The sequence below is a fragment of the Shewanella khirikhana genome (genome assembly GCF_003957745.1).
GTDB lineage: Bacteria > Pseudomonadota > Gammaproteobacteria > Enterobacterales > Shewanellaceae > Shewanella > Shewanella khirikhana.
On record NZ_CP020373.1, the window covers coordinates 4,173,225 to 4,198,411 of the forward strand.

Annotated in this window: 22 protein-coding genes and 3 rRNA genes; 14 read left to right on the plus strand and 11 right to left on the minus strand. The window is 53.9% G+C overall.

Features of this window, described 5'->3' with window-relative positions; all coding sequences use genetic code 11:
• Positions 1–7: 7 nt before the first annotated feature.
• From trkA to def, 4 genes are read right to left on the minus strand one after another with little or no spacing between them, the layout of a single operon-like run.
• Positions 8–1,417 carry a Trk system potassium transporter TrkA gene (trkA, locus tag STH12_RS18340; RefSeq protein ID WP_126168893.1) on the minus strand — a complete coding sequence of 470 codons (1,410 nt, stop codon included), beginning with the start codon at positions 1,415–1,417 and terminating at the stop codon, positions 8–10.
• Positions 1,418–1,434: 17 nt separating this feature from the next.
• Positions 1,435–2,718, minus strand: coding sequence for a 16S rRNA (cytosine(967)-C(5))-methyltransferase RsmB (gene rsmB, locus STH12_RS18345; RefSeq protein ID WP_126168894.1), 1,284 nt, complete (start codon positions 2,716–2,718; stop codon positions 1,435–1,437).
• Complete coding sequence (gene fmt, locus STH12_RS18350; RefSeq protein ID WP_126168895.1) at positions 2,718–3,680, minus strand: methionyl-tRNA formyltransferase; 963 nt, start codon at positions 3,678–3,680, stop codon at positions 2,718–2,720. The genes rsmB and fmt overlap by 1 nt, the downstream gene beginning before the upstream one ends.
• 15 nt (positions 3,681–3,695) lie before the next feature.
• Positions 3,696–4,199 carry a peptide deformylase gene (def, locus tag STH12_RS18355; RefSeq protein WP_218567760.1) on the minus strand — a complete coding sequence of 168 codons (504 nt, stop codon included), beginning with the start codon at positions 4,197–4,199 and terminating at the stop codon, positions 3,696–3,698.
• A gap of 124 nt (positions 4,200–4,323) precedes the next feature.
• Between def and STH12_RS18360 the strand changes: the two genes are divergently transcribed.
• The 3 genes from STH12_RS18360 to STH12_RS18370 all read left to right on the plus strand — a co-directional run bounded on the left by STH12_RS18360 (position 4,324) and on the right by STH12_RS18370 (position 7,010).
• Complete coding sequence (locus tag STH12_RS18360) at positions 4,324–5,427, plus strand: LysM peptidoglycan-binding domain-containing protein (protein WP_126168897.1); 1,104 nt, start codon at positions 4,324–4,326, stop codon at positions 5,425–5,427.
• Between the two features lie 84 nt (positions 5,428–5,511).
• Complete coding sequence (dprA, locus tag STH12_RS18365) at positions 5,512–6,528, plus strand: DNA-processing protein DprA (protein ID WP_126168898.1); 1,017 nt, start codon at positions 5,512–5,514, stop codon at positions 6,526–6,528.
• A gap of 2 nt (positions 6,529–6,530) precedes the next feature.
• Entirely contained in the window at positions 6,531–7,010 is a 480-nt protein-coding gene (locus STH12_RS18370; RefSeq protein WP_126168899.1) for a DUF494 family protein, read from the plus strand.
• A 142-nt stretch (positions 7,011–7,152) separates the two neighbouring features.
• On the opposite strand, the gene STH12_RS18375 is transcribed toward STH12_RS18370, so the two are convergent.
• On the minus strand, positions 7,153–8,904 hold the full coding sequence (locus tag STH12_RS18375) for a collagenase (RefSeq protein ID WP_237158666.1): 1,752 nt from the start codon (positions 8,902–8,904) through the stop codon (positions 7,153–7,155).
• A 226-nt stretch (positions 8,905–9,130) separates the two neighbouring features.
• Here STH12_RS18375 and STH12_RS18380 point away from each other — a divergent pair, with 226 nt between their 5' ends.
• From STH12_RS18380 to hemF, 3 genes are all read left to right on the plus strand, one after another.
• Entirely contained in the window at positions 9,131–9,694 is a 564-nt protein-coding gene (locus STH12_RS18380) for a DNA topoisomerase family protein (protein WP_126168900.1), read from the plus strand.
• Positions 9,695–9,801: 107 nt separating this feature from the next.
• The gene (tsaC, locus tag STH12_RS18385; RefSeq protein ID WP_126168901.1) at positions 9,802–10,365 is read left to right on the plus strand and encodes an L-threonylcarbamoyladenylate synthase type 1 TsaC; all 564 of its coding nucleotides are present in this window, start codon (positions 9,802–9,804) and stop codon (positions 10,363–10,365) included.
• Between the two features lie 13 nt (positions 10,366–10,378).
• The gene (gene hemF / locus STH12_RS18390; RefSeq protein ID WP_126168902.1) at positions 10,379–11,293 is read left to right on the plus strand and encodes an oxygen-dependent coproporphyrinogen oxidase; all 915 of its coding nucleotides are present in this window, start codon (positions 10,379–10,381) and stop codon (positions 11,291–11,293) included.
• 34 nt (positions 11,294–11,327) lie between these two features.
• Here hemF and STH12_RS18395 read toward each other — a convergent pair whose 3' ends face one another.
• Positions 11,328–11,759, minus strand: coding sequence for a group II truncated hemoglobin (locus STH12_RS18395; RefSeq protein ID WP_126168903.1), 432 nt, complete (start codon positions 11,757–11,759; stop codon positions 11,328–11,330).
• A gap of 165 nt (positions 11,760–11,924) precedes the next feature.
• Here STH12_RS18395 and aroE point away from each other — a divergent pair, with 165 nt between their 5' ends.
• Both aroE and STH12_RS18405 read left to right on the plus strand, forming a co-directional pair.
• A complete protein-coding gene (gene aroE, locus STH12_RS18400; RefSeq protein WP_126168904.1) occupies positions 11,925–12,746 on the plus strand; it encodes a shikimate dehydrogenase in 822 nt (273 codons plus the stop codon).
• 1 nt (position 12,747) lies between these two features.
• On the plus strand, positions 12,748–13,005 hold the full coding sequence (locus STH12_RS18405; protein WP_126168905.1) for a DUF1488 family protein: 258 nt from the start codon (positions 12,748–12,750) through the stop codon (positions 13,003–13,005).
• Here the strand turns inward: STH12_RS18405 and STH12_RS18410 are convergent.
• Positions 13,002–13,550 carry a gamma carbonic anhydrase family protein gene (locus STH12_RS18410; RefSeq protein WP_126168906.1) on the minus strand — a complete coding sequence of 183 codons (549 nt, stop codon included), beginning with the start codon at positions 13,548–13,550 and terminating at the stop codon, positions 13,002–13,004. The genes STH12_RS18405 and STH12_RS18410 overlap by 4 nt on opposite strands.
• 448 nt (positions 13,551–13,998) lie before the next feature.
• Here STH12_RS18410 and STH12_RS18415 point away from each other — a divergent pair.
• From STH12_RS18415 to STH12_RS18435, 5 genes are all read left to right on the plus strand, one after another.
• Positions 13,999–15,543 (plus strand): 16S ribosomal RNA (locus tag STH12_RS18415).
• 264 nt (positions 15,544–15,807) lie between these two features.
• Positions 15,808–18,701, plus strand: a 23S ribosomal RNA gene (locus STH12_RS18420).
• Between the two features lie 137 nt (positions 18,702–18,838).
• Positions 18,839–18,954 (plus strand): 5S ribosomal RNA (gene rrf, locus STH12_RS18425).
• Together the 16S, 23S and 5S rRNA genes form the textbook arrangement of a ribosomal RNA operon.
• A 147-nt stretch (positions 18,955–19,101) precedes the next feature.
• Positions 19,102–19,353: a YkgJ family cysteine cluster protein gene (locus STH12_RS18430; protein ID WP_126168907.1), complete on the plus strand. Its 252-nt coding sequence runs from the start codon at positions 19,102–19,104 to the stop codon at positions 19,351–19,353.
• 16 nt (positions 19,354–19,369) lie between these two features.
• Positions 19,370–19,825, plus strand: coding sequence for an Rrf2 family transcriptional regulator (locus STH12_RS18435; protein WP_126168908.1), 456 nt, complete (start codon positions 19,370–19,372; stop codon positions 19,823–19,825).
• On the opposite strand, the gene STH12_RS18440 is transcribed toward STH12_RS18435, so the two are convergent.
• The 4 genes from STH12_RS18440 to gpmM are packed head-to-tail and all read right to left on the minus strand — an operon-like array spanning position 19,800 to position 24,485.
• Positions 19,800–20,552: a divergent polysaccharide deacetylase family protein gene (locus tag STH12_RS18440; RefSeq protein ID WP_126168909.1), complete on the minus strand. Its 753-nt coding sequence runs from the start codon at positions 20,550–20,552 to the stop codon at positions 19,800–19,802. The genes STH12_RS18435 and STH12_RS18440 overlap by 26 nt on opposite strands.
• A gap of 19 nt (positions 20,553–20,571) precedes the next feature.
• Complete coding sequence (locus STH12_RS18445) at positions 20,572–21,771, minus strand: S41 family peptidase (protein ID WP_126168910.1); 1,200 nt, start codon at positions 21,769–21,771, stop codon at positions 20,572–20,574.
• A 30-nt stretch (positions 21,772–21,801) separates the two neighbouring features.
• A complete protein-coding gene (locus STH12_RS18450) occupies positions 21,802–22,938 on the minus strand; it encodes a murein hydrolase activator EnvC family protein (protein WP_126168911.1) in 1,137 nt (378 codons plus the stop codon).
• A 5-nt stretch (positions 22,939–22,943) separates the two neighbouring features.
• Positions 22,944–24,485, minus strand: coding sequence for a 2,3-bisphosphoglycerate-independent phosphoglycerate mutase (gene gpmM, locus STH12_RS18455; RefSeq protein WP_126168912.1), 1,542 nt, complete (start codon positions 24,483–24,485; stop codon positions 22,944–22,946).
• A gap of 236 nt (positions 24,486–24,721) precedes the next feature.
• On the opposite strand from gpmM, the gene STH12_RS18460 reads away from it, so the two are divergent.
• Complete coding sequence (locus STH12_RS18460; protein WP_126168913.1) at positions 24,722–25,153, plus strand: rhodanese-like domain-containing protein; 432 nt, start codon at positions 24,722–24,724, stop codon at positions 25,151–25,153.
• Positions 25,154–25,187: the final 34 nt, after the last annotated feature.

Below are 25,187 nucleotides of genomic sequence, written 5' to 3' on the forward strand. Positions count from 1 at the left end.
TGGGTTATCAGAAGAAGAAGGCGCTGGGTTGGAACAGCTTCTCCACCTCGCCGATAAACTTCTTGTTTACCAGGAAGAGGATGACGTGGTCGCCTTGCTCGATCACCGTTTTGTCGTGGGCCATCAGTACCTCGTCGTTGCGCACTATGGCACCTATGGTGGTGCCCGGTGGCAGACGGATTTCCCCGATTTGTTTGCCCACCACCTTGGAGGTGCTGGGGTCGCCGTGGGCGATGGCTTCGATGGCCTCGGCGGCGCCGCGGCGCAGTGAGTACACGTTGCAGATATCGCCCTGACGAATGTGGGTCAGCAGCGCTGAAATGGTAGCCTGCTGCGGTGAAATGGCGATATCGATATTGGCTTCCTGAACGATGTCCACATAGGCTTCGCGCTGAATAAGCACCATCACCTTTTTGGCACCCATGCGCTTGGCCAGCAGTGCCGACATGATGTTGGCTTCATCGTCGTTGGTCACTGCAATAAACACGTCGGTCTGGTCGATGTGCTCTTCGAGCAGCAACTCCTGATCCGAGGCATCACCGCAGAATACCGTGGTGTTTTCCAGTTTTTCCGACAGCGCCTCGGCGCGCTCGGCCCTGTGTTCAATCAACTTGACCGAATGGCTGCGCTCGAGCTTTTTCGCCAGACCCAGACCGATATTACCGCCGCCGGCGATCATGATGTTGCGGTAGCTGTTATCGAGCTTTTGCATTTCACTCATCACGGCGCGGATGTGGCGGCTGTCGGCCACGAAGAAGACTTCGTCGTCGGCTTCAATAATGGTGGTGCCGCGGGGCATGATGGGGCGTCCCTGACGGAAAATGGCCGCCACCCGCGTATCAATATTGGGCATGTGCTCACGCAGCGCCGCCAGTGCGTTGCCCACCAGGGGGCCACCGTAGTAGGCGCGTACCGCCACCAGACTCAGCTTACCGTCGGCAAACTCCAGCACCTGCAGGGCACCTGGGTATTCCACCAGGCGCTGAATGTAGGACGTGACCAGCTGCTCGGGGGCAATCAGTTCGTCAATCACAAAGCCGCCGCGGGTGCGGTTGTCGGAGTTTTTGGTTTCGCTGTCGATGAACAGCCGCTCCTGCATGTGCAGGTACTGCTCAGAGCGGATTCGGGCAATCTTGGTGGGAGTACCAAACAGGGTGTAGGCAATCTGACAGGCCGACATATTGCACTCGTCGCTGTTGGTCACGGCAATCAGCATATCGGCATCTTCGGCACCGGCCTCGCGCAGCACATCCGGGTGGGCACCGTGGCCCACCACCACCCGCAGGTCATATTTGTCCTGCAGGCTGCGCAGTTTATTTTTGTCGGAGTCGACGATAGTGATGTCGTTGTTTTCGCCTACCAGGTTTTCTGCCAGGGTTCCCCCGACTTGACCTGCGCCCAAGATGATAATTTTCATGGCGTTTTGCCTAGTCCCTAAACCAGCGCTTTTTTCAGGCGGGCGTAATAAAACCCGTCCATGTCGTCCTGTCCCGGCAGGATTTGCCAGCCGATATCATTATTGTCTGCCTGATTGGGCAGGGCTTCCAGGGTTGCATCTGCGGTGCGTTCGAGGAAGGCCTTGATCTGCTCACGGTTTTCTTCAGGCAAAATGGAACAGGTTGCGTACAGCAGTGTGCCACCAGGCTTGAGCCACTGCCAGCAGTTGTCGAGAATTTGCTGCTGAAGTTTGGCAAGCTCGGCAATGTCGTTGTTTTGTCTGAGCCATTTGATGTCTGGGTGGCGACGGATCACCCCGGTTGCAGAGCAGGGCGCATCCAGCAGGATGCGGTCAAACTTGTCGCCCTGCCACCAACTGCCGATATCGCCGGCATCGCCGTGGATAACTTTGGCATTGAGCTTGAGACGCTCGAGGTTTTGCGACACCCGCTCGAGGCGCTTTTCGTCGAAATCCACAGCGACCAGCTCGATATCGGCCAGCTCCAGCAGGTGGCAGCTCTTACCGCCGGGGGCGGCGCAGGCATCCAATACCAGCTCGCCGTTTTGTGGCGCCAGCAGACTGGCAGCCCACTGGGCAGCGCCGTCCTGCACTGAACTCGCACCATCGGCAAAATGCGGCAGGCGGGCAACGTCGGTGGCAAATTCGAGGCAAATGGCATCTTCGCCCTGACCCGCATCGGCGCTTATCTCTGCATCGGCAAGCGCCTGCAAATAGGCATCGCGGCTCTGGTGGCGGCGGTTGTTTCTAAGCCACATCGGTGGGCGCTGATGTGACGCCTCAATGATGTCTTCCCAGGTTTCAGGGTAGGCGTCTTTAAGGCGGCGGATTATCCAGCCGGGGAAGTTGTATTTTAAGGTGTCGTTGGACTCATCCAGCGGCGGCACCTGACGCTGAATGTTGCGCAGTACTCCGTTGACCACCTTGACCAGGTTTTCAAACTTGAGGGCGCGGCAGCCTTCGGCGGTTTCGGAAATGGCGGCGTGGGCCGGCACCCGGGTGAAATACAGCTGATAGGCACCCACCAACAGCAGCTGGTGAATGACGCGCTGTTTACCCTTGAGGGGCTTTTGCATGTAGCCGCTGACCAGCTTGTCGAGCTGGGGCAGTTGGCGCATGACGCCATAGCAAATCTCGGCCAGCAGTGCCTTGTCTTTGCCATCACGCAGCAGTTGCTGCTGGGCGGGCAGGGCGACCGAGAGCGACACGCCGCGCTCGAGCACATCGAAAATCGCCTTGGCGGCGAGGGCTCGGATATTCATTACTCGCTTGCCTCAGGGCTTGCCAGCAGGGTGCCGGGAGCGAACCAGTCGCCGCGGCTATTGAGGATATCGGCCACGTCCATTGGCTTTTTGCCGGGTAGCTGCATTTTGTGAATACGCAGCACGCCATCGGTGGTCGCGATATCTATGCCTTGTTTGCCGGCGGCAACTATGGTGCCGGGCGTTTTGGCGCTGGATTCGGCCAGCACGCTTGTCTGCCATACCTTGATGGTCTGACCCTGATGCTCGAAATAGCTCACCGGCCAGGGGTTAAAGGCGCGTACTTCCTGCCACAGATTTTTGGCAGGCTTGGCAAAATCGAGACGGGCCTCTTCTTTGCTGAGCTTCTCGGCATAGTTGGCCTGGGCTTCGTCCTGTTTTTCGGCGCTCAGGCGGCCTTCGCTAAGGGCAGCGAGGGCGTCCAGTAATGCTTCGGGGCCTTGCTGGGCCAGCTTTTCATACAGGCTGGCAGAGGTGTCTTCATCTTCGATGGGCAGGCGGGTTTTGAGCAGCATATCGCCGGTATCCAGGCCGACATCCATTTGCATTATGGTGACGCCGGTTTCAGTGTCACCGGCCCACAGGGCACGTTGGATGGGCGCCGCACCGCGCCAGCGCGGCAGAATGGAGCCGTGCACGTTGATACAGCCAAGGCGCGGAGTATCCAGCACCACCTTTGGCAGGATCAGGCCGTAAGCCACCACTACCATGATATCGGCACCGAGGGCGGCCAGTTCCTGCTGCGCCTCTTCTTTGCGCAGTGATTTAGGCTGATAAACAGGGATCTGGTGCTCAAGCGCCAGTGACTTCACCGGGCTGGGTGTGAGTTTTTGCCCCCGTCCGGCGGGACGGTCGGGTTGGGTGTAAACGGCAATGACCTCATGGTCTGAACCCAGCAGCGCCTGCAGATGGCGCGCTGCAAAATCCGGCGTACCGGCAAAGATGATTTTCAGTGGCTTCAAAACGTTACCTGAATCTTATTTTTCGTGACGAGCGGCTTTTTCCAGCTTTTGACGGATACGCTGGCGCTTGAGTGGCGACAGATAGTCGACAAACAGCTTGCCCATAAGGTGATCCATTTCGTGCTGTAGACAGATAGCGAACAGACCATCGGCTTCAACGGTAAATTCTTTGCCATGGCGATCCAGAGCCTTAACGGTCACAAATTCGGCGCGATCCACTTTGGCGTAGACGCCGGGTACCGAAAGGCAGCCTTCTTCATTACAAAAATCGCCACTTCTGGCCACAATTTCAGGGTTAATGAACACATTAGGGCGTTCAATATCATCCTGAAGATCCATCACGATAAGACGTTGATGAAAATCTACCTGAGTGGCCGCCAGACCAATTCCCTTTTCTTCGTACATGGTCTCGAACATATTGTCGATTTGGGTCTGAAGTTCAGGAGTAAATTCGGTTACCGGCTGGGCAACAGTTCTCAATCTCTCATCGGGGAAGCGTAATACTTTCAGTAAGGGCATACTTAAACTCTTAACAAGTCTGTCAAATCCGTGCCAGTTGGTTATACTGACTTTGCTATTGGGTCAATTTTAATCCGTAGCGACAATCAATAACAGTAAAAGCTCGCCTAACGAGCCAAACAACATGGATGCACCCATGAAACGGTTAATTCTAGTCGCGTTAATGTCGGTAACCAGTTCGTTTGCATTGGCTGATACCCTGACTCTTAAGCCAGGCCATCCGGACACCTATGTCGTAGAGAAAGGAGACACCCTGTGGGATATCTCCGGCCAGTTTCTTAACGACCCCTGGCGTTGGCCCACTCTGTGGAACGCCAACCCGCAAATCGCCAACCCCCACCTGATTTATCCCGGTGATCGCCTGACACTGGTATTTATTGACGGCCAACCCCGGCTGGTAGTGAAGCCTCAGGTGCGTAAGAGCCCTGAAGGCCGGGTGATGCCCAAGGGCGGCGCCATTCCTGCTGTGAGTCTGGAGCTTATTCAGCCTTATTTGAGCCAAAACCGTGTGGTCGACGCGGAATGGTTTGCTCAGCAGCCGCTGATTCTGGGTGGTGAAAGCCCCTCTCGCCATCATATCGAGAGTGACATTATTTATGTGCAGGCGCAGTTGCCCAAAGGCATGAAAGTCGCCGCTTATAACGCGGGTCGGACTTTCTCTGACAAGGCCACCGATGAGGTGCTTGGTCAGGAAGTGATTTTAACCGCCAGTGGCCGGGTAGTTGAGTCCGGTGAGATCTCCAAGGTGCAGCTGCTGACCAATCTACGTGAAACCAAAGCCGGTTACCGCGTGCTGCCTATCGAAGAAGATTCGATGTTGTCGGCCTACTTTATGCCTAAACCTGCCGATGTGCAGGATGCCTATGTGCTTGGCACTGAGGATGAAATTCGTGAAGCCGGTAAGCTGGATGTGGTCTATATCAGCAAAGGTCAGAACGATGGTGTTGAACCCGGTGATGTATTTGCCATTCATCGCGATGGTGAAACCGTGGTGATCAACGGAGATGGCACCCCTGTGTCCACCATAGATCGTAACGCCTATGCCGACCTGATGGCCAAGTTTGGCAGTGATGATGCCATCAAGCTGCCTGACGTCTATCACGGTAATCTGATGGTATTCAAGGTGTTTGATAAAGTCAGTATGGGCCTGATTATGGTGAACAGCCGTCCGGTTCGTATGGATGACAAACTCTCTATGCCTTCACAGAGTGAGATTAAGGGGGAGTAAATCAGTCAGACGCTGGTCGACTGGCTGATTGTCGGTGCGGTTTCCGGGCTTGGACCTGCCCGGATCCGACAGTTACTCGAACACATGGATGTGGATGAGTTAAGGCAAAGGCTTGAAAGCGATAGTGGCTCACTGCCTTTGCCGCCCTCTCTGCGGTCCGGTTTAACTATTGATTATCGTAAGGTTGACCTTGCGCTCCAGTGGCAGGAAACCTCAGAACTTCATCATCTTTTATGTCCGGACAGCGATTGCTATCCACCGCTCCTTAAGAATATCTCCGATCCCCCTCCCTTGTTGTTTGTGAAAGGTCAGCCGCAGGCGTTGCTCGTTCCGGCTGTCGCCATGGTGGGCAGCAGGACTGCCAGTTACACCGGACTTCAGACGGCCCGCAAGCTGGCGGCGGATCTTGCCAGTCGCGGCCTGGCTGTGGTCAGTGGACTCGCCGCTGGTATCGATGGCGCCTGCCATCAGGGCTGTTTGAGTGTTGGCGGGGTAACCCATGGGATCCTGGGCACAGGTATCGAGCAGGTGTATCCCAAAAAGCATCTGGGGCTGTATCAGGACATTCAAACCAAGGGCTGTATTGTCAGCGAGTTATGGCCGGATGTTGGCGTGTTTGCCGGCAATTTTCCCAAGCGCAATCGGATTGTCGCCGGGATTGCGCTGGGCACTGTGGTGGTGGAGGCGGCCCGTAAGAGTGGCTCGTTAATCAGTGCGAGGCTGGCAATGGAGGAGGGGCGTGAAGTGTTTGCGGTGCCCGGCAATATTCTCGATGAGCGCCATCAGGGCTGCCACGATTTATTGCGTCAGGGGGCAAAACTTGTGTGTGAGGCGGCCGATATAGTGGAGGAACTGGACGCCATGTTGCGTTGTCAGCTTGATATGTTGCCCCAACGCCCCCATATCCAGGCTGAAATAGGTCAGGAGTTGCCATACCCAGAGCTCTTGGCTAGTGTAGAATATGAGACCACACCCTTAGACAGGTTGGTGGAACATAGTGGTAAACCGATAGATCTTGTGCTGGAACAAATACTTGAGTTGGAGTTACAAGGTTGGGTTGCTGCAGTACCCGGTGGTTACGTCAGAATCAGGAGGAATTAGCCATGTTTGACATCCTCATGTACCTATTCGAGAACTATGTTCAGAATGACCTGGAAGTGGATATGCTGGTGGACGAAGACCAGCTGAAAAAAGAATTGGTTCTGGCAGGTTTCCGGCAGTCGGAAATTATCAAGGCGCTGAATTGGCTCGAGCATCTGGCCGATTTGCGCGACAGTGAACAGCCTTATCTGTGCAGTCACGAACAGCACTCTTTCCGTGTCTATACGCCGGAAGAGCTGGAACGTCTGGATGTTGAATGCCGTGGCTTCCTGCTGTTTCTGGAACAAATTAAAGTGCTCAACGTCGAAGCCCGTGAAATGGTGATAGACAGGGTGATGGATCTGGATGAATCCAGCCTAACCCTCGACGACCTCAAATGGGTGGTGATGATGGTACTGTTCAATGCGCCCGGGCAGGAGATGGCCTACAACCAGATGGAAAACATGATGTTCGACGAGCAGCCGGGCCGATTGCATTCCTGAGCCAAGACTCCTTCCGTAAAGAGTTGTCTAAAAGCGCTGCGTAAATGAGTTGATCAAAAGAAAGGAGACCATAGGTCTCCTTTTTTCATTGTGCCTTTAGCTTGGATTGTTTCAGCAAAGCCAAGTGTGACCAAAAGCGGTTTTAGAAATGGAAATGCACGCCGGTTTTATCCTTGGGCAGTTGCAAATGCGCTGGCGTTAAGTAGTCGCGGTAGGCATAGCGGTTAAGCTTGCGGGGCAGCGTTGGTGCATCTTTTGGCTGGGCTTCAGCTTGGGCAATTTGCCCATCCAACCAGGTTTCAAAACCGCTTTGCTCTTCGCTGGCCACTTGGCTTAGCAAGGCATCATAGCCTTCAAAATAATCGGTCTTTAACAGGCGCGACAACTCCACTAACGCGGCTGGACGCTGCTCTGCCAGATAGCGGATGGCGAGATAACTCCAGCGGTAGGTCCTGTCCAATCCATCTTTGTATTCGGTTGCGAAGATATCCGCCAGGGTGGGCGCTTCAGCGCGCTTTTCCCGCGCCAGCTTGATGGCGTCGGGGTTGTCATTGCTTTTGGAGACATATTCCGCCAGCCCCTCTGCCCACCACACCATTTTGCCCGGGAAGTGGCCAAAACCGCCGTATTTTACAAAACGGCCATCGAGGTAATGCACGTATTCGTGGTTCAGATTCCAGATAGCGAATTCGGGTGCAATCCACCATTGGCGGAAGGCGAAAAAGCTGGCCTGATTGCCGGGTTTGGACGGTGTGCCTTCGATATACATGCCGCCGTTATCTGTGCCTATATCAAACAGCAGTTGTCCGTAAGCGTTGTATTGGCTCCAGTTTTTAAAAGCGACGACCTGCAGCGCCTGATTGAAGTCGTTGGCGGTCGCTACCCGGGCGGTTTGCAGCAAGGCATGGAAACTGTCTTCCTGAGAAATCAGTCGGGTGCAGCTTTCGGCAAACTCCGCCTCGGTCAAATCCTGAGACAGGATATACAGGCTGTCTGAACACTCATGGCGCTGGGGCAGTACCTGCGTCAGCTCTGGGATCACGCAAAGCGCATCCTGCTCGCAGGCTTCTTTGCCGGCAAAGCGGTTGACGTGGTAACCCAGGGTATAGGCCGTTTTGGCCGCTTCGCCGCGACTTTTGGCATCGGCTGCGGCAATGTTTTTCACCTCTTCATCCAGTTTGCGCTCCGCAGGCGTGGCTTCACCATCGTCGCCCGCTGGCAGCGCCAGACGATAGAGTGCCAGCGCCCAGTAAGCATTCATTCGCGGCCAGTCATCCGCGCCACTGATGGCGGCATCGCTGCCTGCAAAGTTCAGCAGTACTGTGCTTGCATCTGATGCGAGCATAGTTTTGGCTAGGCTGCTATCCGGGTGCTTGCGGCTTTCAAACAGTAAAAAGCCATAAGCTCTCAGGGTTTCCCACAGGGCATAGTCCCGCTCGAGTGATGCAGGTTGTGCTGCCAATTGCTTCAGCTGCGACGCCAGCAGTTCAGTAAAAGGTGCAATCTCAGCGCCGCGGTCTTTATCGGCAAAGAAGCGATAGCCCACTACGGCGATTTGCTCGCGGCTGCTGTCAGGAGCGGCCTGCGCAATTTGCGCCAGAATCTCGGCAAGGCGTGAGGCTTGTTTTGCATCTATTACCTTCATGTCACCGAAATAACTGTAGGCACGAAGGTAGACCAGCAGCTTTTCATGATCGGTTTCGGGCCTTTGCAGCAGTGCCAGCGCCAGATTGAAGTTGGCCATGCTGTAGAGTTCATCATCGGCTGTCAGCGTATGCTCAATGTTGGCAAGCCTGGGCGTAAGCGTATCGGTCAATGCAATGTTTGATGTGGGCGTTTGAGCGCAGCCTGCTATGGCAAGCATCAGGCAGAGGGCGAGGGATTTGGAGTTCACGTTAAGTCTCTATTGTTATTTTGGATACAATATAACATTGCTATTGTGAGTTTTCACCTCTCACAATTCTGTGTGCTCTGGTGCTCGCCATCGCTCGCTGGCAACGCCTTGGCTAAGGCGCGGCGTTTACCTGGCTTCATGTATGGGGCTGGGTTATTCGACTTTGCTGGCTTTCGGCCAGGCCAGCCAATTGCTAAAATAGCGGCAGTTTGCAGTAGAGGTCGCCATGTCCAAGATAGATCACAGCCTGTTCAGTGCCCACGAGCACGCCCTGGAGCGTGAGTTTGAGCTCTGCCCCGAATGCGGCAGCGAGCTGTCGGTGCGTCACAGCAAACATGGCAGCTTTGTTGGCTGCAACAACTACCCTAATTGCCAGTACACCCGGCCGTTGGTGCAGCACGAATCCATCGAAACTCAGGTAATTGAGGGCTCAGCCTGCCCTGAATGTGGTCATGAACTGGCGGTCAAATCGGGTCGTTTCGGTATTTTTATCGGTTGTACTCAATACCCTGAGTGTCATCACATCGAAAAGCCCGATCAGGCCGCACCGGAAGAGGCGGTAGCCTGCCCGGTGTGCAAAACCGGTGTGATGGAACACAGAACCAACCGCTACGGCAAAGGCTTTTATGCCTGCTCCTGCTACCCCAAGTGCAAGTTTTTGGTCAAGTTTCCGCCTGTAGCTGAAACTTGCCCAGATTGTGGCTTTGCGCTGCTGGTACAACGAAAAGGCGCCAGCGGCAGCCGTCTCGAATGCCCCAATAAACCGTGCAAATACAAACGGCCTCTGTGACCCGGGGCACATTTCTTTAAGCTTGTCCGCCTTGTCGCTATACTGAGCGACCTGCCGAGTGTTGGGGTGGCATTGGTGCGAACTTATGAATCGTTGAGATAACCTTAATGTTGCAGGTAAACCCCTCCGAAGTCAGTGGCATTATCGAAAGTGGCGGCGTGGTGGCCTATCCCACCGAGGCGGTATATGGTTTGGGTTGCGATCCGGATAATGATGCTGCCATTGAGAAGCTGTTGGCGCTAAAGCAGCGCCCGTGGGAAAAGGGGCTGATTCTGATTGCCAGCGGCTTCGACCAGCTGAAACCCTATCTCGATTTAAGCCGCGTGACCGAAGATCAGTTGCAGGCCGCCTTCGACAAGTGGCCCGGCCCGTTCACCTTTGTGATTCCGGCCCAAGCCGGGGTATCGCGTATGCTCAGGGGCGGCTTTGATACCATAGCCGTGCGGGTGAGCGTCCATGAAGGCGTGCGTGCCATGTGTGATGCCTGCCAAAAGCCTCTGGTGTCCACCAGTGCCAACCTGGCAGGTGAGCCGCCAGCATTGACGCTGGATGAAGTGCAAACTCAGCTTGGCGATAAAATTGATGCCGTGGTGCTGGGTGATTTGGGGCCATCCCGGCAGCCATCCACCATTATCGATATTCAAACCGGCCATATTTTCAGACAAGGATAAGAAGGAACACAGCATGGGACTTCCCAACGCCGATGAGGTAAAAGCGTTTTTAATGCAGCTGCAGGCAAACATCTGCGCTGGCCTGGAAGGGCTGGATGGTAAAGCAAGCTTTGCCACCGACAGCTGGCAGCGCGCCGAAGGCGGCGGTGGGATCAGCCGGGTGCTGACCGATGGTGCTGTGTTTGAGCAGGCCGGGGTGAACTTCTCCCATGTGATGGGCGCCTCTATGCCTGCATCGGCTACGGCGCACCGGCCTGAGCTTGCTGGCCGCAGTTTTGAGGCGATGGGGGTTTCCTTGGTTATCCACCCCAAAAACCCCTATATCCCAACTACCCATGCCAACGTACGCTTCTTTATTGCCCGTAAAGAGGGTGCTGACCCTGTGTGGTGGTTTGGTGGCGGTTTCGATTTAACGCCTTACTATCCGTTTGAGTCGGACGTGAAAGAGTGGCACCAAAGCGCCAAAGATCTGTGTGAGCCTTTCGGCGATGATGTGTATCCCAAGTACAAAGAGTGGTGCGATAAGTACTTCTTCCTGCCACACCGTGGTGAAACCCGTGGTGTTGGAGGTCTGTTCTTCGACGATCTTAACCATTGGGAATTTGATAAGTGCTTTGACTACATGCAGGCGGTGGGTAAGGGTTTCCTCAAGGCCTATGCGCCGATTGTTGAGCGTCGTAAAGACACGGCTTACGGCGAGCGTGAGCGGGATTTTCAGCTTTACCGTCGTGGCCGCTATGTTGAATTTAACTTGGTGTACGACCGTGGCACTCTGTTTGGGTTGCAAACCGGTGGCCGCACCGAATCGATTTTGATGTCGATGCCGCCGCTGGTACGTTGGCAGTATGCTTACAGTCCTGAAGCCGGGACCCCTGAGGCGGAGCTGTACGAGCGCTTCCTCAAGCCCCAGGACTGGCTGGCTAATTGATTCACGAAAGTAACCAATCAGTATTAATTTTGGCTTATTGGTTACGCATGTGGTCTGCCAGGGTGGCAATAGCCTGGTAGATCACCTTGCGGTGTTGCTCATTTGCCACTTCCTGTTCCAGCGCATGCTGCATGCACAGCAGCCACTGATCCCGCATCTGCTCATCAATGGCGAAGGGCATGTGTCTTGCCCGCAGCGCAGGATGACCATACTTTTGCTGAAACAGCTGAGGTCCGCCGAGCCAGCCGCTTAAAAACTCATACAGCTTCTGTTCTGATTGCTCGATTGGCCCCGGGTGCATTGCCAGCAGTTTTTGGGTGTCTTCACCTTGCTGCATACGGGCGTAAAACTGTTTAGCAATGGCGCGAATGGTTTTGTCGCCACCTATCATGTCGTAAGCGTTGGACTGATTCGGATCTCGGTCATCCTGAGGCTGTTGGCGGAATATCTTCTTTATCCAGTTCATCTTGCTACTCAGTAAATACGGTTTTTGTCTGGCAATAACTGCCCGGCAGTATACATCAGCGCGGTATTTTGTGGTGCGCCTGAAAATTCCTCTGCACGGCGCCATTGCCGTAACCAAAAGGGCAAGGGTAGACTGAAGCCAACCCCTATAGCCGATTTGTTATCCATGACAGACAGATACGCCGTATTTGGCAATCCCATCAGCCACAGTAAGTCGCCGCAAATTCATGCCATGTTTGCCAAAGAAACCGGGCAGACCCTCAGTTATGAGGCGATACTGACGCCTCTGGATGGCTTTGGCGAAGCCGTGACAACATTTATGGCCGCAGGGGGCCGAGGGGCAAATGTGACAGTGCCCTTTAAAGAGCAGGCCTTTGCCCTTTGTGATGAGCTCAGTGATGATGCCCGCATCGCCGGTGCGGTCAATACACTTATAAAGTTGCCGGACGGGCGACTTCGGGGAGATAACACCGATGGCATGGGGCTGGTGGCCGACCTCATCCGCCATGGTGTTGAGCTAAATGCTAAGCGGGTGCTCCTGGTGGGGGCTGGCGGCGCGGCCCGTGGTGCCTTGCTGCCGCTTATTCGTGCCGGTGCCAGGCTGACCATCAGTAATCGTACCTTGAGCAAAGCCGAAGCGCTGGCTGCATTATGTCCAGAGGCCAATATCCAAGTTGTTGAAGGCAACAATATCCGCAGCCCCTTCGATGTCATTATCAATTCAACCTCGGCGAGTCTTAATGGTGACTTGCCAGCACTGGATGCCAGCGCCATCGACAATCAAACCGTGTGTTATGACATGATGTATGGCGCCAACGCCACCGTGTTTAACGAATGGGCCCGGTCTCTGGGTGCCAAAGACTGTATCGATGGTTTGGGCATGTTGGTGGGGCAGGCGGCGGAAAGCTTTTATCTATGGCGCAAGGTGAGACCCAATACTGCGCCGGTGCTGCAAACTTTGCGGCAGAGTCTTATTTCAGGAGTGTAAAATGAATCAGAGCATTATCTTTGCCGATGCGATTTCCATCGATGGCAAAAAACAGCAGTTGATGCTGGTGGCCCATCAACAGGGCATGCGTATTGAATGTATCCTGCCCTTTGAGCGTCTCGCCGCCATGAGCGGAGAAGAAGTGACTGTTACCAACGCAGCAGCCCTGCTTGAAAGCGTGCGTTTTGAAGTGGAAGAGCTGGCCGAATCACTCATCGAAGAAGATGCCTTCGATGAGTGGGGCCGGATAGAGCTTTAAGCGGGAGACTGCTCCTGCAGATACTCATCTTTCAGCAGCACGTAGTTTTGCGCTGACTGGGGCAGGAACTTAAGTTCAGCTTCGGTCAGCGGCCTGGCTTGTTTCACCGGGCTGCCCACATATAAGTAACCACTCTCCAATACCTTACCGGGTGGCACCAAAGAGCCTGCGCCCAAAATCACATCATCACTCACATGGGCACCGTCCAAAACAATCGCGCCCATTCCAATCAACACCCGGTTGCCTACGGTGCAGCCATGCAGCATGGCTTTGTGGCCTACGGTTACGTCATCACCAATAATCAGTGGATGTCCGTCGGGTTTGGCTGGGGTCTTGCGGGTGACGTGTAAGCAGGTGCCGTCCTGGATGCTACTTCTTTTACCTATGCGGATATGGTTCACATCACCACGGGCGGCCACCATAGGCCAAACGCTGGCATCATCACCAAGCTCAATATCACCAACCAGCACACAGGCTTCATCTATATACACATTTGCGCCCAATTTTGGGGCTATTCCTTTATAGGATCTCAGAGCCTTTGACATAAAAATCTCACAAAATGACGGTTTTTTCGCATTATAAGGCCGTAAAATCGGCAGGTCAGGTCGTTTTTCCCGCAAACGAGGTAAAAAAACAAAAAAACTTAAAAACACCCCTTGCGCAAAAGTTTGGGGTCCCTATAATGCGCATCCACTGACACGGCAAGCGGCGCTAAGCGTAGCGGGTTGTGAAGGGAGTTGAGATGAGCGAAAGCGAGTTTCAACGGCGCGAAAAGAAAGTTTGCAAAAACTGCTTGACGCGAAATCAGGAAAGCGTAGAATACGCAGCCCTGACCCGGTGAGCCAAGCGCGACCGGATGTTCTTTAAAAATCAGATAAGACAAGCAAATCTGTGTGGATACTCGCAGGTTGATGAAGTCGACAAAACGATTTTATCAATGAAGGAGTTTTCATGCAGAAGCATGACAGCAGAAATTCATTGAGACCAAAACTTTAATTGAAGAGTTTGATCATGGCTCAGATTGAACGCTGGCGGCAGGCCTAACACATGCAAGTCGAGCGGCAGCGGGAAGATAGCTTGCTATCTTCGCCGGCGAGCGGCGGACGGGTGAGTAATACCTGGGGATCTGCCCAATCGAGGGGGATAACAGTTGGAAACGACTGCTAATACCGCATACGCCCTACGGGGGAAAGGAGGGGACCTTCGGGCCTTCCGCGATTGGATGAACCCAGGCGGGATTAGCTAGTAGGTGAGGTAATGGCTCACCTAGGCGACGATCCCTAGCTGTTCTGAGAGGATGGACAGCCACACTGGAACTGAGACACGGTCCAGACTCCTACGGGAGGCAGCAGTGGGGAATATTGGACAATGGGGGAAACCCTGATCCAGCCATGCCGCGTGTGTGAAGAAGGCCTTCGGGTTGTAAAGCACTTTCAGTGGGGAGGAAAGGTTGATGGTTAATACCTATCAGCTGTGACGTTACCCACAGAAGAAGCACCGGCTAACTCCGTGCCAGCAGCCGCGGTAATACGGAGGGTGCAAGCGTTAATCGGAATTACTGGGCGTAAAGCGTGCGCAGGCGGTCTGTTAAGCGAGATGTGAAAGCCCCGGGCTCAACCTGGGAACTGCATTTCGAACTGGCAGACTAGAGTCTTGTAGAGGGGGGTAGAATTCCAGGTGTAGCGGTGAAATGCGTAGAGATCTGGAGGAATACCGGTGGCGAAGGCGGCCCCCTGGACAAAGACTGACGCTCAGGCACGAAAGCGTGGGGAGCAAACAGGATTAGATACCCTGGTAGTCCACGCCGTAAACGATGTCTACTCGGAGTTTGGTGTCTTGAACACTGGGCTCTCAAGCTAACGCATTAAGTAGACCGCCTGGGGAGTACGGCCGCAAGGTTAAAACTCAAATGAATTGACGGGGGCCCGCACAAGCGGTGGAGCATGTGGTTTAATTCGATGCAACGCGAAGAACCTTACCTACTCTTGACATCCAGAGAACTTTCCAGAGATGGATTGGTGCCTTCGGGAACTCTGAGACAGGTGCTGCATGGCTGTCGTCAGCTCGTGTTGTGAAATGTTGGGTTAAGTCCCGCAACGAGCGCAACCCTTATCCTTACTTGCCAGCGGGTAATGCCGGGAACTTTAGGGAGACTGCCGGTGATAAACCGGAGGAAGGTGGGGACGACGTCAAGTCATCATGGCCCTTACGAGTAGGGCTACACACGTGCTACAATGGTCGGTACAGAGGGTTGCGAAGCCGCGAGGTGGAGCTAATCTCATAAAGCCGGTCGTAGTCCGGATTGGAGTCTGCAACTCGACTCCATGAAGTCGGAATCGCTAGTAATCGTGGATCAGAATGCCACGGTGAATACGTTCCCGGGCCTTGTACACACCGCCCGTCACACCATGGGAGTGGGCTGCACCAGAAGTAGATAGCTTAACCTTCGGGAGGGCGTTTACCACGGTGTGGTTCATGACTGGGGTGAAGTCGTAACAAGGTAGCCCTAGGGGAACCTGGGGCTGGATCACCTCCTTACCTAAGCGACACATTATCCTGCTGAGTGTTCACACAGATAGGTTTGTCTTAAACCTGATATTGCCGTAAGGCGATATGCTCTTTAACAATTTGGAAAGCTGATAGTAGAAACTGAATCTTCGGATTTAGTGAATACAAAAATTGAGTTCTCAAACACTTCAATCAAGTGTTTTGGAAATTCTTCAAGGCGAGTTCAGTAAAATGAACTATCGAAAACCAGCTGGTTGCAATACAGCGCGGTGAGGAAACTCATCCGGGTTGTATGGTTAAGCGACTAAGCGTATACGGTGGATGCCTTGGCAGTCAGAGGCGATGAAGGACGTAGTAACTTGCGAAAAGCGTTGGTGAGGTAGTAACAACCGTTATAGCCAGCGATGTCCGAATGGGGAAACCCGGCACCATAAGGTGTCATCACTAAGTGAATACATAGCTTAGTGAGGCGAACGAGGGGAACTGAAACATCTAAGTACCCTCAGGAAAAGAAATCAACCGAGATTCCCTCAGTAGCGGCGAGCGAACGGGGATTAGCCCTTAAGTCTTCGGGGTGTTAGTGGAATGCGTTGGAAAGCGCAACGGTACAGGGTGACAGTCCCGTACACGACAACTAACCGATGATGAAATCGAGTAAGGCGGCACACGTGATATGTTGTCTGAACATGGGGGGACCATCCTCCAAGGCTAAATACTCCTGACTGACCGATAGTGAACCAGTACCGTGAGGGAAAGGCGAAAAGAACCCCTGTGAGGGGAGTGAAATAGAACCTGAAACCGTATACGTACAAGCAGTGGGAGCGGTTCTTGAGACCGTGACTGCGTACCTTTTGTATAATGGGTCAGCGACTTACGTTTTGTAGCGAGGTTAAGCGAATAGCGGAGCCGTAGGGAAACCGAGTGTTAACTGCGCGTTTAGTTGCAAGGCGTAGACCCGAAACCCGGTGATCTAGCCATGGGCAGGTTGAAGGTTGAGTAACATCAACTGGAGGACCGAACCGACTAATGTTGAAAAATTAGCGGATGACTTGTGGCTGGGGGTGAAAGGCCAATCAAACCGGGAGATATCTGGTTCTCCTCGAAAGCTATTTAGGTAGCGCCTCGGACGAACACCTTTGGGGGTAGAGCACTGTTAAGGCTAGGGGGTCATCCCGACTTACCAACCCTTTGCAAACTCCGAATACCAAAGAGTGCTATCCGGGAGACAGACGGCGGGTGCTAACGTCCGTCGTCAAAAGGGAAACAACCCAGACCGTCAGCTAAGGTCCCAAAGTAATTGCTAAGTGGGAAACGATGTGGGAAGGCTTAGACAGCTAGGATGTTGGCTTAGAAGCAGCCATCATTTAAAGAAAGCGTAATAGCTCACTAGTCGAGTCGGCCTGCGCGGAAGATGTAACGGGGCTAAGCAATTCACCGAAGCTACGGGTGTGCACGATAACGTGTACGCGGTAGAGGAGCGTTCTGTAAGCCGTTGAAGGTGAAGGGGTAACCCACACTGGAGGTATCAGAAGTGCGAATGCTGACATGAGTAACGATAAAGGGGGTGAAAAACCCCCTCGCCGAAAGACCAAGGGTTCCTGTCCAACGTTAATCGGGGCAGGGTGAGTCGACCCCTAAGGCGAGGCCGAAAGGCGTAGTCGATGGGAAACGGGTTAATATTCCCGTACTTCTGCTAACTGCGATGGAGAGACGGAGAAGGCTAGGCCAGCACGGCGTTGGTTGTCCGTGTTTAAGGTGGTAGGTAGTGTGCTTAGGCAAATCCGGGCACATATATACCGAGAGCTGATGACGAGGTGCTACGGCACTGAAGTGGTTGATGCCATGCTTCCAGGAAAATCTTCTAAGCTTCAGGTTAGCAGGAATCGTACCCCAAACCGACACAGGTGGTCGGGTAGAGAATACCAAGGCGCTTGAGAGAACTCGGCTGAAGGAACTAGGCAAAATGGTACCGTAACTTCGGGAGAAGGTACGCTGCTGGCGGTGATGGGACTTGCTCCTTAAGCTGCTGGCAGTCGCAGATACCAGGTGGCTGCAACTGTTTATCAAAAACACAGCACTGTGCAAACTCGCAAGAGGAAGTATACGGTGTGACGCCTGCCCGGTGCCGGAAGGTTAATTGATTGGGTTATCGCAAGAGAAGCTCATGATCGAAGCCCCGGTAAACGGCGGCCGTAACTATAACGGTCCTAAGGTAGCGAAATTCCTTGTCGGGTAAGTTCCGACCTGCACGAATGGCGTAATGATGGCCACGCTGTCTCCAGCCGAGACTCAGTGAAGTTGAAATTGCGGTGAAGATGCCGTATACCCGCGGCTAGACGGAAAGACCCCGTGAACCTTTACTATAGCTTGGCACTGAACATTGACCCTACATGTGTAGGATAGGTGGGAGACTTTGAAGCGGGAACGCCAGTTCTCGTGGAGTCAATCTTGAAATACCACCCTTGTAGTGTTGGTGTTCTAACCTCGGTCCATGAATCTGGACTAGGGACAGTGCCTGGTGGGTAGTTTGACTGGGGCGGTCTCCTCCCAAAGAGTAACGGAGGAGCACGAAGGTTGGCTAAACACGGTCGGACATCGTGTGGTTAGTGTAATGGCACAAGCCAGCTTAACTGCGAGACAGACACGTCGAGCAGGTACGAAAGTAGGTCATAGTGATCCGGTGGTTCTGTATGGAAGGGCCATCGCTCAACGGATAAAAGGTACTCCGGGGATAACAGGCTGATACCGCCCAAGAGTTCATATCGACGGCGGTGTTTGGCACCTCGATGTCGGCTCATCACATCCTGGGGCTGAAGTCGGTCCCAAGGGTATGGCTGTTCGCCATTTAAAGTGGTACGCGAGCTGGGTTCAGAACGTCGTGAGACAGTTCGGTCCCTATCTGCCGTGGGCGTTGGAAGATTGAGGGGGGTTGCTCCTAGTACGAGAGGACCGGAGTGAACGAACCGCTGGTGTTCGGGTTGTCATGCCAATGGCATTGCCCGGTAGCTACGTTCGGAATCGATAACCGCTGAAAGCATCTAAGCGGGAAGCGAGCCCCAAGATGAGTCTTCCCTTGGACCTTGAGTCCACTGAAGAGCCGTCCGAGACCAGGACGTTGATAGGCAGGGTGTGTAAGCGTTGTGAGGCGTTGAGCTAACCTGTACTAATGACTCGTGCGGCTTAACCATACAACCCAGATGGGTTTCAGATGGTGTAGATAGTCTTGAAGAAACCAGACTTGATTGAAGTGATAACTCAGGCTCGATAGAGCATCAGCTTTCTGAATTGCATGTTCTTGCCCAAAGGCGGGGACATAATGAATTTGTCTGGTGACAATAGCGCTCTGGTCCCACCTGATCCCATTCCGAACTCAGTAGTGAAACGGAGCAGCGCCGATGGTAGTGTGGGGTCTCCCCATGTGAGAGTAGGTCATTGCCAGACGCCTAATAAGTGAAGAGGCCACCCAAACGGGTGGCCTTTTTGCATTTGGTCTACCGCCCGATTCTTTCAATTGCGTGCGGCAGTTGGCACTATTGCGGTTCGAAACTGAGTGATTTTGCTTTCAACGGTATAATCGGAGAAACGGAAGTGGAATGTCGTTTGGGCTGTGGAGCCTGCTGTATCGCGCCTTCTATCAGTAGTCCTATCCCAGGGATGCCACAAGGCAAGCCCGCTGGTGTGCGATGTGTGCAGCTCAGTGATGAGAATCTTTGTCTGATCTTCGGCCAGGCAGACCGCCCCGATGTGTGCAGTGATTTTAAGGCAACCGCCGATGTGTGTGGCGGTAGCGATGACGAAGCGCTGTGGAATATCACTTCCCTCGAGACGCAAACCAACTGATTGTAGGTGAGGACTTATGCAACTGACCCGCTATACCGATTTTGGGATCCGAACCCTGATGTATATGGCCGTGCAGCCTGAGCGAACCGCCTTGTTCCGGATTGCTGAGATCACTGAAGTATTTGAATTGTCACCCAATCATGTTTCCAAGATTGTGCATCATCTGGGGAAGGCTGGTTACTTGCAGACGGTGCGTGGTAAGGCTGGCGGCTTCAGACTGGCCAAGCCTGCCGAGGCGATTAACCTGGGTGAACTGGTGCGGGAGCTGGAACATTCACTGGCACCTATCGATTGTGCCAAGCCTCTTTGTCGGCTGTTACCTGCGTGCCAGTTGAAGGGCATTTTGGCGGATGCAGTCGCGGCTTACCTTGCAGTACTGGATCAGTATTCGCTGGCAGACATTGTCTCTAATCGTGATGAATTGCTGGCACTGCTGCCCGACCCGTCTATTTCAATCTTACGCTTGGGCTAGCACCTTGCTGCTGTGCCAGACGGTACGGCAGCAGATGAGAGGTAGGCACCAGGCTGATGCCTTCATCGGCCAATCTATGCAGATTGGCCTTCAAAAACTTCACCGTCGCCGGATGTGGGTGGGCAATGGCAATCACGAAGCCTTGCTGATGCGCCTGCTCCATCATCACTTTAAACTGCTTTTCCAATCCACGTTTACTGGTGTCGTTATCCAGAAATACGTGCCGTTTCAGTAGTGGCACGCCTAACTGCTCAGCCTTGTTGCCGGCTTTGCTGTAGCGGGTTGTCAGACTGTCGACAAAGTACAGATTGTTCTGCTTGAGTCGCTCCATCACCCAGGACATATGGTTATCCATTTGGGTAAGCAGACTGCCCATATGGTTGTTGGCACCTTTGGCGAAGGGAATGCGCACAATGGCGTCATCAACTTTGCGTTTAATCTCTTCTTCGCTCATATCGGTTGTCAGGCCGCCATTGCCAAGCGGACGACCATTCAGTGCCTGCATGGGAATGTGCAGCATGATTTCATGGCCCTTGGTGTGGGCCTTGCCGGCAAGAGAAACCCCCAGAGGACTCTGAGGGATCACGGAGAGGGTGACATCTTTGGGAAGTGACAGGACGTCCTCATCGGTCTGACGATAGCCTATATCGTCAATGATGATCGCCAATTGGGCCCCTTGGGCCGAAAAAATCCCTGCTGCAAGCAGCAAACCAAGCAGATAGCGCACGTAATATTATTTTTTTCAGTTATTTTTGGTTTTCGATCCAGGCAATGGCCGAGGCCAGCGGCAGATCTTCGTTTTGTTTTTCAGCTTGTTCTGAATTGATTATAGCCACATCCGTTTCGTCTTTAACAGCAGCTTTTACTGCTATTTTGATATCCGGCTCTATCCCTTTTGCATGAATATCGTTGCCCTTGGGGGTGTTGTAGTGGGCAATGGTAAGCTTGATGGCGCTGTCCATGTGGATGGTGGGTATGAGGCTTTGCACCGTGCCCTTGCCGAAACTGGTTTCACCAATCAGCAGCGCCCGGCCATTTTCCTGCAGTGCTGCCGCGAGCACTTCCGAGGCGGAGGCCGAGCCCTTGTTGATCAGCACCAGGATGGGCACATTGGTCATCAGGGTTTGCGGTGAGGCAAAGTAATCGGAATTTGCATCGAAGAAGCGCCCTGAGGTCGAGACGATACGACCCTTGGCCAGGAACAGGTCCGCAATACGGATAGCCTGGTCCAGCAGCCCGCCCGGGTTGTTGCGCAAATCCAAAATCAAACCTCGGGCTGGCGTTTGCCATTGATTGATTTGGTTTATCAGCTCCTGGGTGGTGCTGTCCTGAAAGCTGGTGAGACGAATGTAGCCGATGTCGCCTTCAAGCCACTTACCCTGTACCGACGCCACCGAGATGGTATCGGGCTTGAGGGTGACCTGATAACTCTGTTGATTGGCATGTCGCAGAGTCAGGGTCAGTGGCAGGTCGTGCACGCTGTGGTAGCGGATTTCGGCCAATACATCGTTCAGTGCCATTTCGGCCACCTGATGCTTATTCACAGCGACAATTTGATCGCCAGCCACAATGCCTGCCCTGGCGGCAGGCGAGTCGGCAAAAGGGGAGACAATGCGGATAAACTCATCATCGGATGCCACTTCAAAGCCGTAACCGAAGTATTCACCCTTGTTGGCATCACGGATGTTAATCAGGTCCTGATGGGTAAGGTAACCCGAGTAGGGGTCGAGTTTTTTGAACATGCCTTCGATGGCACCTTCGATCAGTTCATCCCTGCTGATCTGGTTTACGTAGTAGGTTTCAATGGTGTCCATGATGTCTACCAGCAACGGGTAGTCATACTGGTTGAGGATGGATTTGGCGTTCTCTTGCCCGGAGAGGCTGACCGAGAGGCCGAGCGTCAGGCCAAGTACCATGGCCCCCAGATAGCGGATGAACTGCGACATAAAGGCCCCCTGCTGTACGGGGCCTTTGCGTCAGCGTCTGCAGTAATTTGCCGGGTCGACGGCTTGCCCCTTGTGCCTTATCTCAAAGTATAGGCCAGGCTGTGTCTGTCCACCGGAACGTCCTACCAGTGCGATGGTATCGCCGCCCTTTACCGCATCCCCCGGGCCTTTAAGCAGTGCCTGGGCATGGCCATAGAGGCTCATGTAGCCGTTGCCATGGTCCAGTACCAGCACCATACCAAAGCCTTTTAGCCAGTCGGCATAAATGACCTTGCCGTCGGAAATCGCCTTGATGTCCTGACCTTCCGGCGCTGACAACAACACGCCTTTCCATTTGATTTGGCCTGAACGTGCGCTGCCGAACGACTCTGTCAGGCGGCCCTTGGTCGGCCAGCTAAGTTTGCCCCTTTGACTGGCAAGCCCGGTAAGTTTGGGGCTGGCCTTGGCCGATTTCACTGCCTGCTCCAGCACCCGCTTTAGGCTGGCCTCTTCGATTTGCAGCTGCTCAAGTTCGGCGCCGCGGGACGACAGGGTCTTTTGCAACTCTTTTAAGGTCGCCTGGCGCTGGGATTGCTCGTTTTCGAGTCGCTTGGCCTGCTGCTGTTGTTCGGCAACCAGCTGAGTCAGCTTTTCCTGCTCGTCGAGTTGGTCGGCGTGGTTTTGCCTGAGCTCATCCATGGTGTGCTTGAGCTCGTTAATAGCCTTGATGCGGGCGTTGTTAAGGTATTGATAGTAGGCCAGCATCCGCTCGATAGTGGCGGGATTTTGCTGGCTGAGCAGCATCTTGGTGTAGTCGTGGTTACCGGCGAGATAGGCACTGGCGAGCTGTTTTGACAGGCTTTCCTGCTGAGTGGCTTTGAGTGCATTGAGCTCTTTGCTGCGCACTCTCAGGCCTTCAAGCTTTCCATCCACGGTTTTAAGTTTGCCACGGGTTTGGGTGATGGCCTTGGCGGCCGCCGCGATGGCTTCTTCATCTTTGCGCAGCAGCGTTTGCAATTGCTCCCGCTGCTTGCTGGTATCTTTCAGCGCATTCTGCTGCTTGGCAATTTGGCTTTGCAGCGTTTTGAGCTCGGCCTGACGCCGCGCCAGATCATCGGCCTGGAGCGGCAGGGAGAGCAAAAGAAAGCCAGCGATAACGCCGGCTTTCCACAGAATACGCTGTGACAAATGGCTTACTCTTCAGTGGTGATCAATACACGGCCGGTCATTTCTGCCGGAATGTCTTGTCCCATAAGGTTCAGCATAGTGGGTGCGACGTCGCTTAAGCGGCCGCCTTCAGCGATGGTGGCGTTGCGGCCAACAAAAATGAAGGGTACCAGCTCGCTGGTATGCGCCGTGTGCGCCTGCCCGGTGCTCGGGTCGCGCATCTGCTCGGCGTTACCGTGGTCGGCGGTGATGATGCATTCGCCACCCACTTTGGCCAGGGCGTCTACAACGCGACCAAGGCAGGCATCAACGGCTTCACAGGCCTTAACGGCGGCATCGAAATTGCCGGTATGACCCACCATGTCCCCATTGGGGTAGTTACAGATGATGACATCATACTTAGCAGATTCAATCGCTTCCACCAATTTATCCGTCAACTCGGTTGAGCTCATCTCCGGCTGCAAATCATAGGTGGCAACCTTGGGCGAGTTGATCAGGATGCGGTCTTCGCCCTCGAATGGCTGCTCTTTACCGCCATTGAAGAAGAAGGTGACGTGGGCGTATTTTTCGGTTTCGGAAATACGCAGCTGGGTCAGGCAACGATTCTGCAGCACTTCGCCCAGGGTGTTGACCAGATCTTCCGATGGGAAGGCTATGGCGCCCTGAATGTCGCCGGCGTATTCGGTCAACATCACGAAATGGGTTTTAGGCGTTACCACACGCTCGAATCCATCGAAGGACGGGTCGGTAAAGCTGCGGCTGATCTGACGGGCACGGTCGGCGCGGAAGTTCATGAAAATCAGCGCATCGCCGTCATTGAGGCTGACGCTGTTGCCATCGGCATCCACAATGGCGGTGGGAGCTACAAACTCGTCGTTTTCGTCACGGCTGTAGGCCGCTTCCAGCGCGTCGACAGCGTTGCCGGCTGTGTGCTTGCCCTTGCCCTGGGTGATGAGGTCATAGGCCTGAACTACGCGATCCCAGCGGTTGTCGCGGTCCATGGCAAAGTAGCGGCCAACGATAGAAGCGATGCGACCGACATTCAGCGAGGCAAACAGCTCGGTAAAGTGCTCCAGGCTGGATTTGGCGCTGCGTGGCGGGGTGTCACGGCCATCGAGGAAGGCATGCAGGTACACCTTGGTGGCACCGCGTTTGGCAGCCAGACGCACCATGGCTTCCAGATGCTCTTCGTGGCTGTGTACGCCACCTGGCGACAACAGACCCATAATGTGCACGGCACCGTTGGCGGCCACCGCGGCATCAACGGCCTGGCACAGGGCCGGGTTGTCATCGAACTCGCCATCTTCGATGGCTTTGCTGATGCGGGTCAGTTCCTGATAAACGATACGGCCGGAACCCAGGTTGATGTGACCCACTTCGGAGTTACCCATCTGACCATCGGGCAGGCCCACGTCGTGGCCGGAGCCCGAGATTAGACCGTTGGGGTAGGTGGCATGGAGTCTGTCCAGAACCGGGGTGTTGGCATGAAAGATGGCATTGCTCTCATGATCTTCGCGATAGCCCCAGCCGTCGAGGATCAGTAATGCCAGAGGACGTTTAGCTGTCATCGTGGTTTACCTTCAAGATTGATAAATGGAAGAAGTGTTGGAATCGGAAATTGTTCAAATATTACTACGTCAGCACCGAGGGGACAAAGCCATTTACCCCGATTGCGGCCATCGACGGCATTTGTGTACAAAAAGGTGAGAAGCCCCCACAGAAAGGGCGTTTTTGCTGCATTGTGCCGTTGTGATGGTATACTCTCTGGCCACACAGTTTCAGGTCTCTAAAACGACGGGATATCATGCAAGAATACATCGAGTTTTTCAGGGCAAACCCTATGCTCAGCCTCGCCTGGCTGGGTCTGTTTTTGGCACTGGTTGTTACCACCATCAAGTCGATGACGTCCAAGGTCAAGCACATTGGCACTCAGGAGCTGGTACAGCTGGTAAACAAGCAAAATGCCAAGGTGGTGGACGTGCGCGGTAAAGAAGAGTTCCGCAAAGGTCATATTGTGGATGCCGTGAACATCACCATGTCTGAGATCAAAAATAATCAAATTTCTTCCCTTGAAAGTAACAAGAACACCCCCATTATATTGGTGTGTAACGCTGGCATGACTTCAGCTCAGGCAGCGCAGTTGTTGGTTGCTCAGGGCTTTGAACAAGTCTTTAGCCTCAAGGGCGGAATGGGCGATTGGCAGGCTGCCAACATGCCTGTGCAGAAAAAACGCTGAGGTCAGCGGCGGATGTTGCTTTCATGTGAAGAAT

Coding starts and splice junctions, on each gene's coding strand:
- aroE (WP_126168904.1), top strand. CDS start 11,925: ATGACAGACAGATACGCCGTATTTGGCAATCCCATCAGCCACAGTAAG.
- gpmM (WP_126168912.1), bottom strand. CDS start 24,485: ATGACAGCTAAACGTCCTCTGGCATTACTGATCCTCGACGGCTGGGGC.
- dprA (WP_126168898.1), top strand. CDS start 5,512: ATGGATGTGGATGAGTTAAGGCAAAGGCTTGAAAGCGATAGTGGCTCA.
- STH12_RS18460 (WP_126168913.1), top strand. CDS start 24,722: ATGCAAGAATACATCGAGTTTTTCAGGGCAAACCCTATGCTCAGCCTC.
- def (WP_218567760.1), bottom strand. CDS start 4,199: ATGCCCTTACTGAAAGTATTACGCTTCCCCGATGAGAGATTGAGAACT.
- hemF (WP_126168902.1), top strand. CDS start 10,379: ATGGGACTTCCCAACGCCGATGAGGTAAAAGCGTTTTTAATGCAGCTG.
- STH12_RS18435 (WP_126168908.1), top strand. CDS start 19,370: ATGCAACTGACCCGCTATACCGATTTTGGGATCCGAACCCTGATGTAT.
- STH12_RS18395 (WP_126168903.1), bottom strand. CDS start 11,759: ATGAACTGGATAAAGAAGATATTCCGCCAACAGCCTCAGGATGACCGA.
- STH12_RS18445 (WP_126168910.1), bottom strand. CDS start 21,771: ATGTCGCAGTTCATCCGCTATCTGGGGGCCATGGTACTTGGCCTGACG.
- rsmB (WP_126168894.1), bottom strand. CDS start 2,718: ATGAATATCCGAGCCCTCGCCGCCAAGGCGATTTTCGATGTGCTCGAG.
- trkA (WP_126168893.1), bottom strand. CDS start 1,417: ATGAAAATTATCATCTTGGGCGCAGGTCAAGTCGGGGGAACCCTGGCA.
- STH12_RS18410 (WP_126168906.1), bottom strand. CDS start 13,550: ATGTCAAAGGCTCTGAGATCCTATAAAGGAATAGCCCCAAAATTGGGC.
- STH12_RS18380 (WP_126168900.1), top strand. CDS start 9,131: ATGTCCAAGATAGATCACAGCCTGTTCAGTGCCCACGAGCACGCCCTG.
- STH12_RS18370 (WP_126168899.1), top strand. CDS start 6,531: ATGTTTGACATCCTCATGTACCTATTCGAGAACTATGTTCAGAATGAC.
- STH12_RS18405 (WP_126168905.1), top strand. CDS start 12,748: ATGAATCAGAGCATTATCTTTGCCGATGCGATTTCCATCGATGGCAAA.
- STH12_RS18360 (WP_126168897.1), top strand. CDS start 4,324: ATGGATGCACCCATGAAACGGTTAATTCTAGTCGCGTTAATGTCGGTA.
- tsaC (WP_126168901.1), top strand. CDS start 9,802: ATGTTGCAGGTAAACCCCTCCGAAGTCAGTGGCATTATCGAAAGTGGC.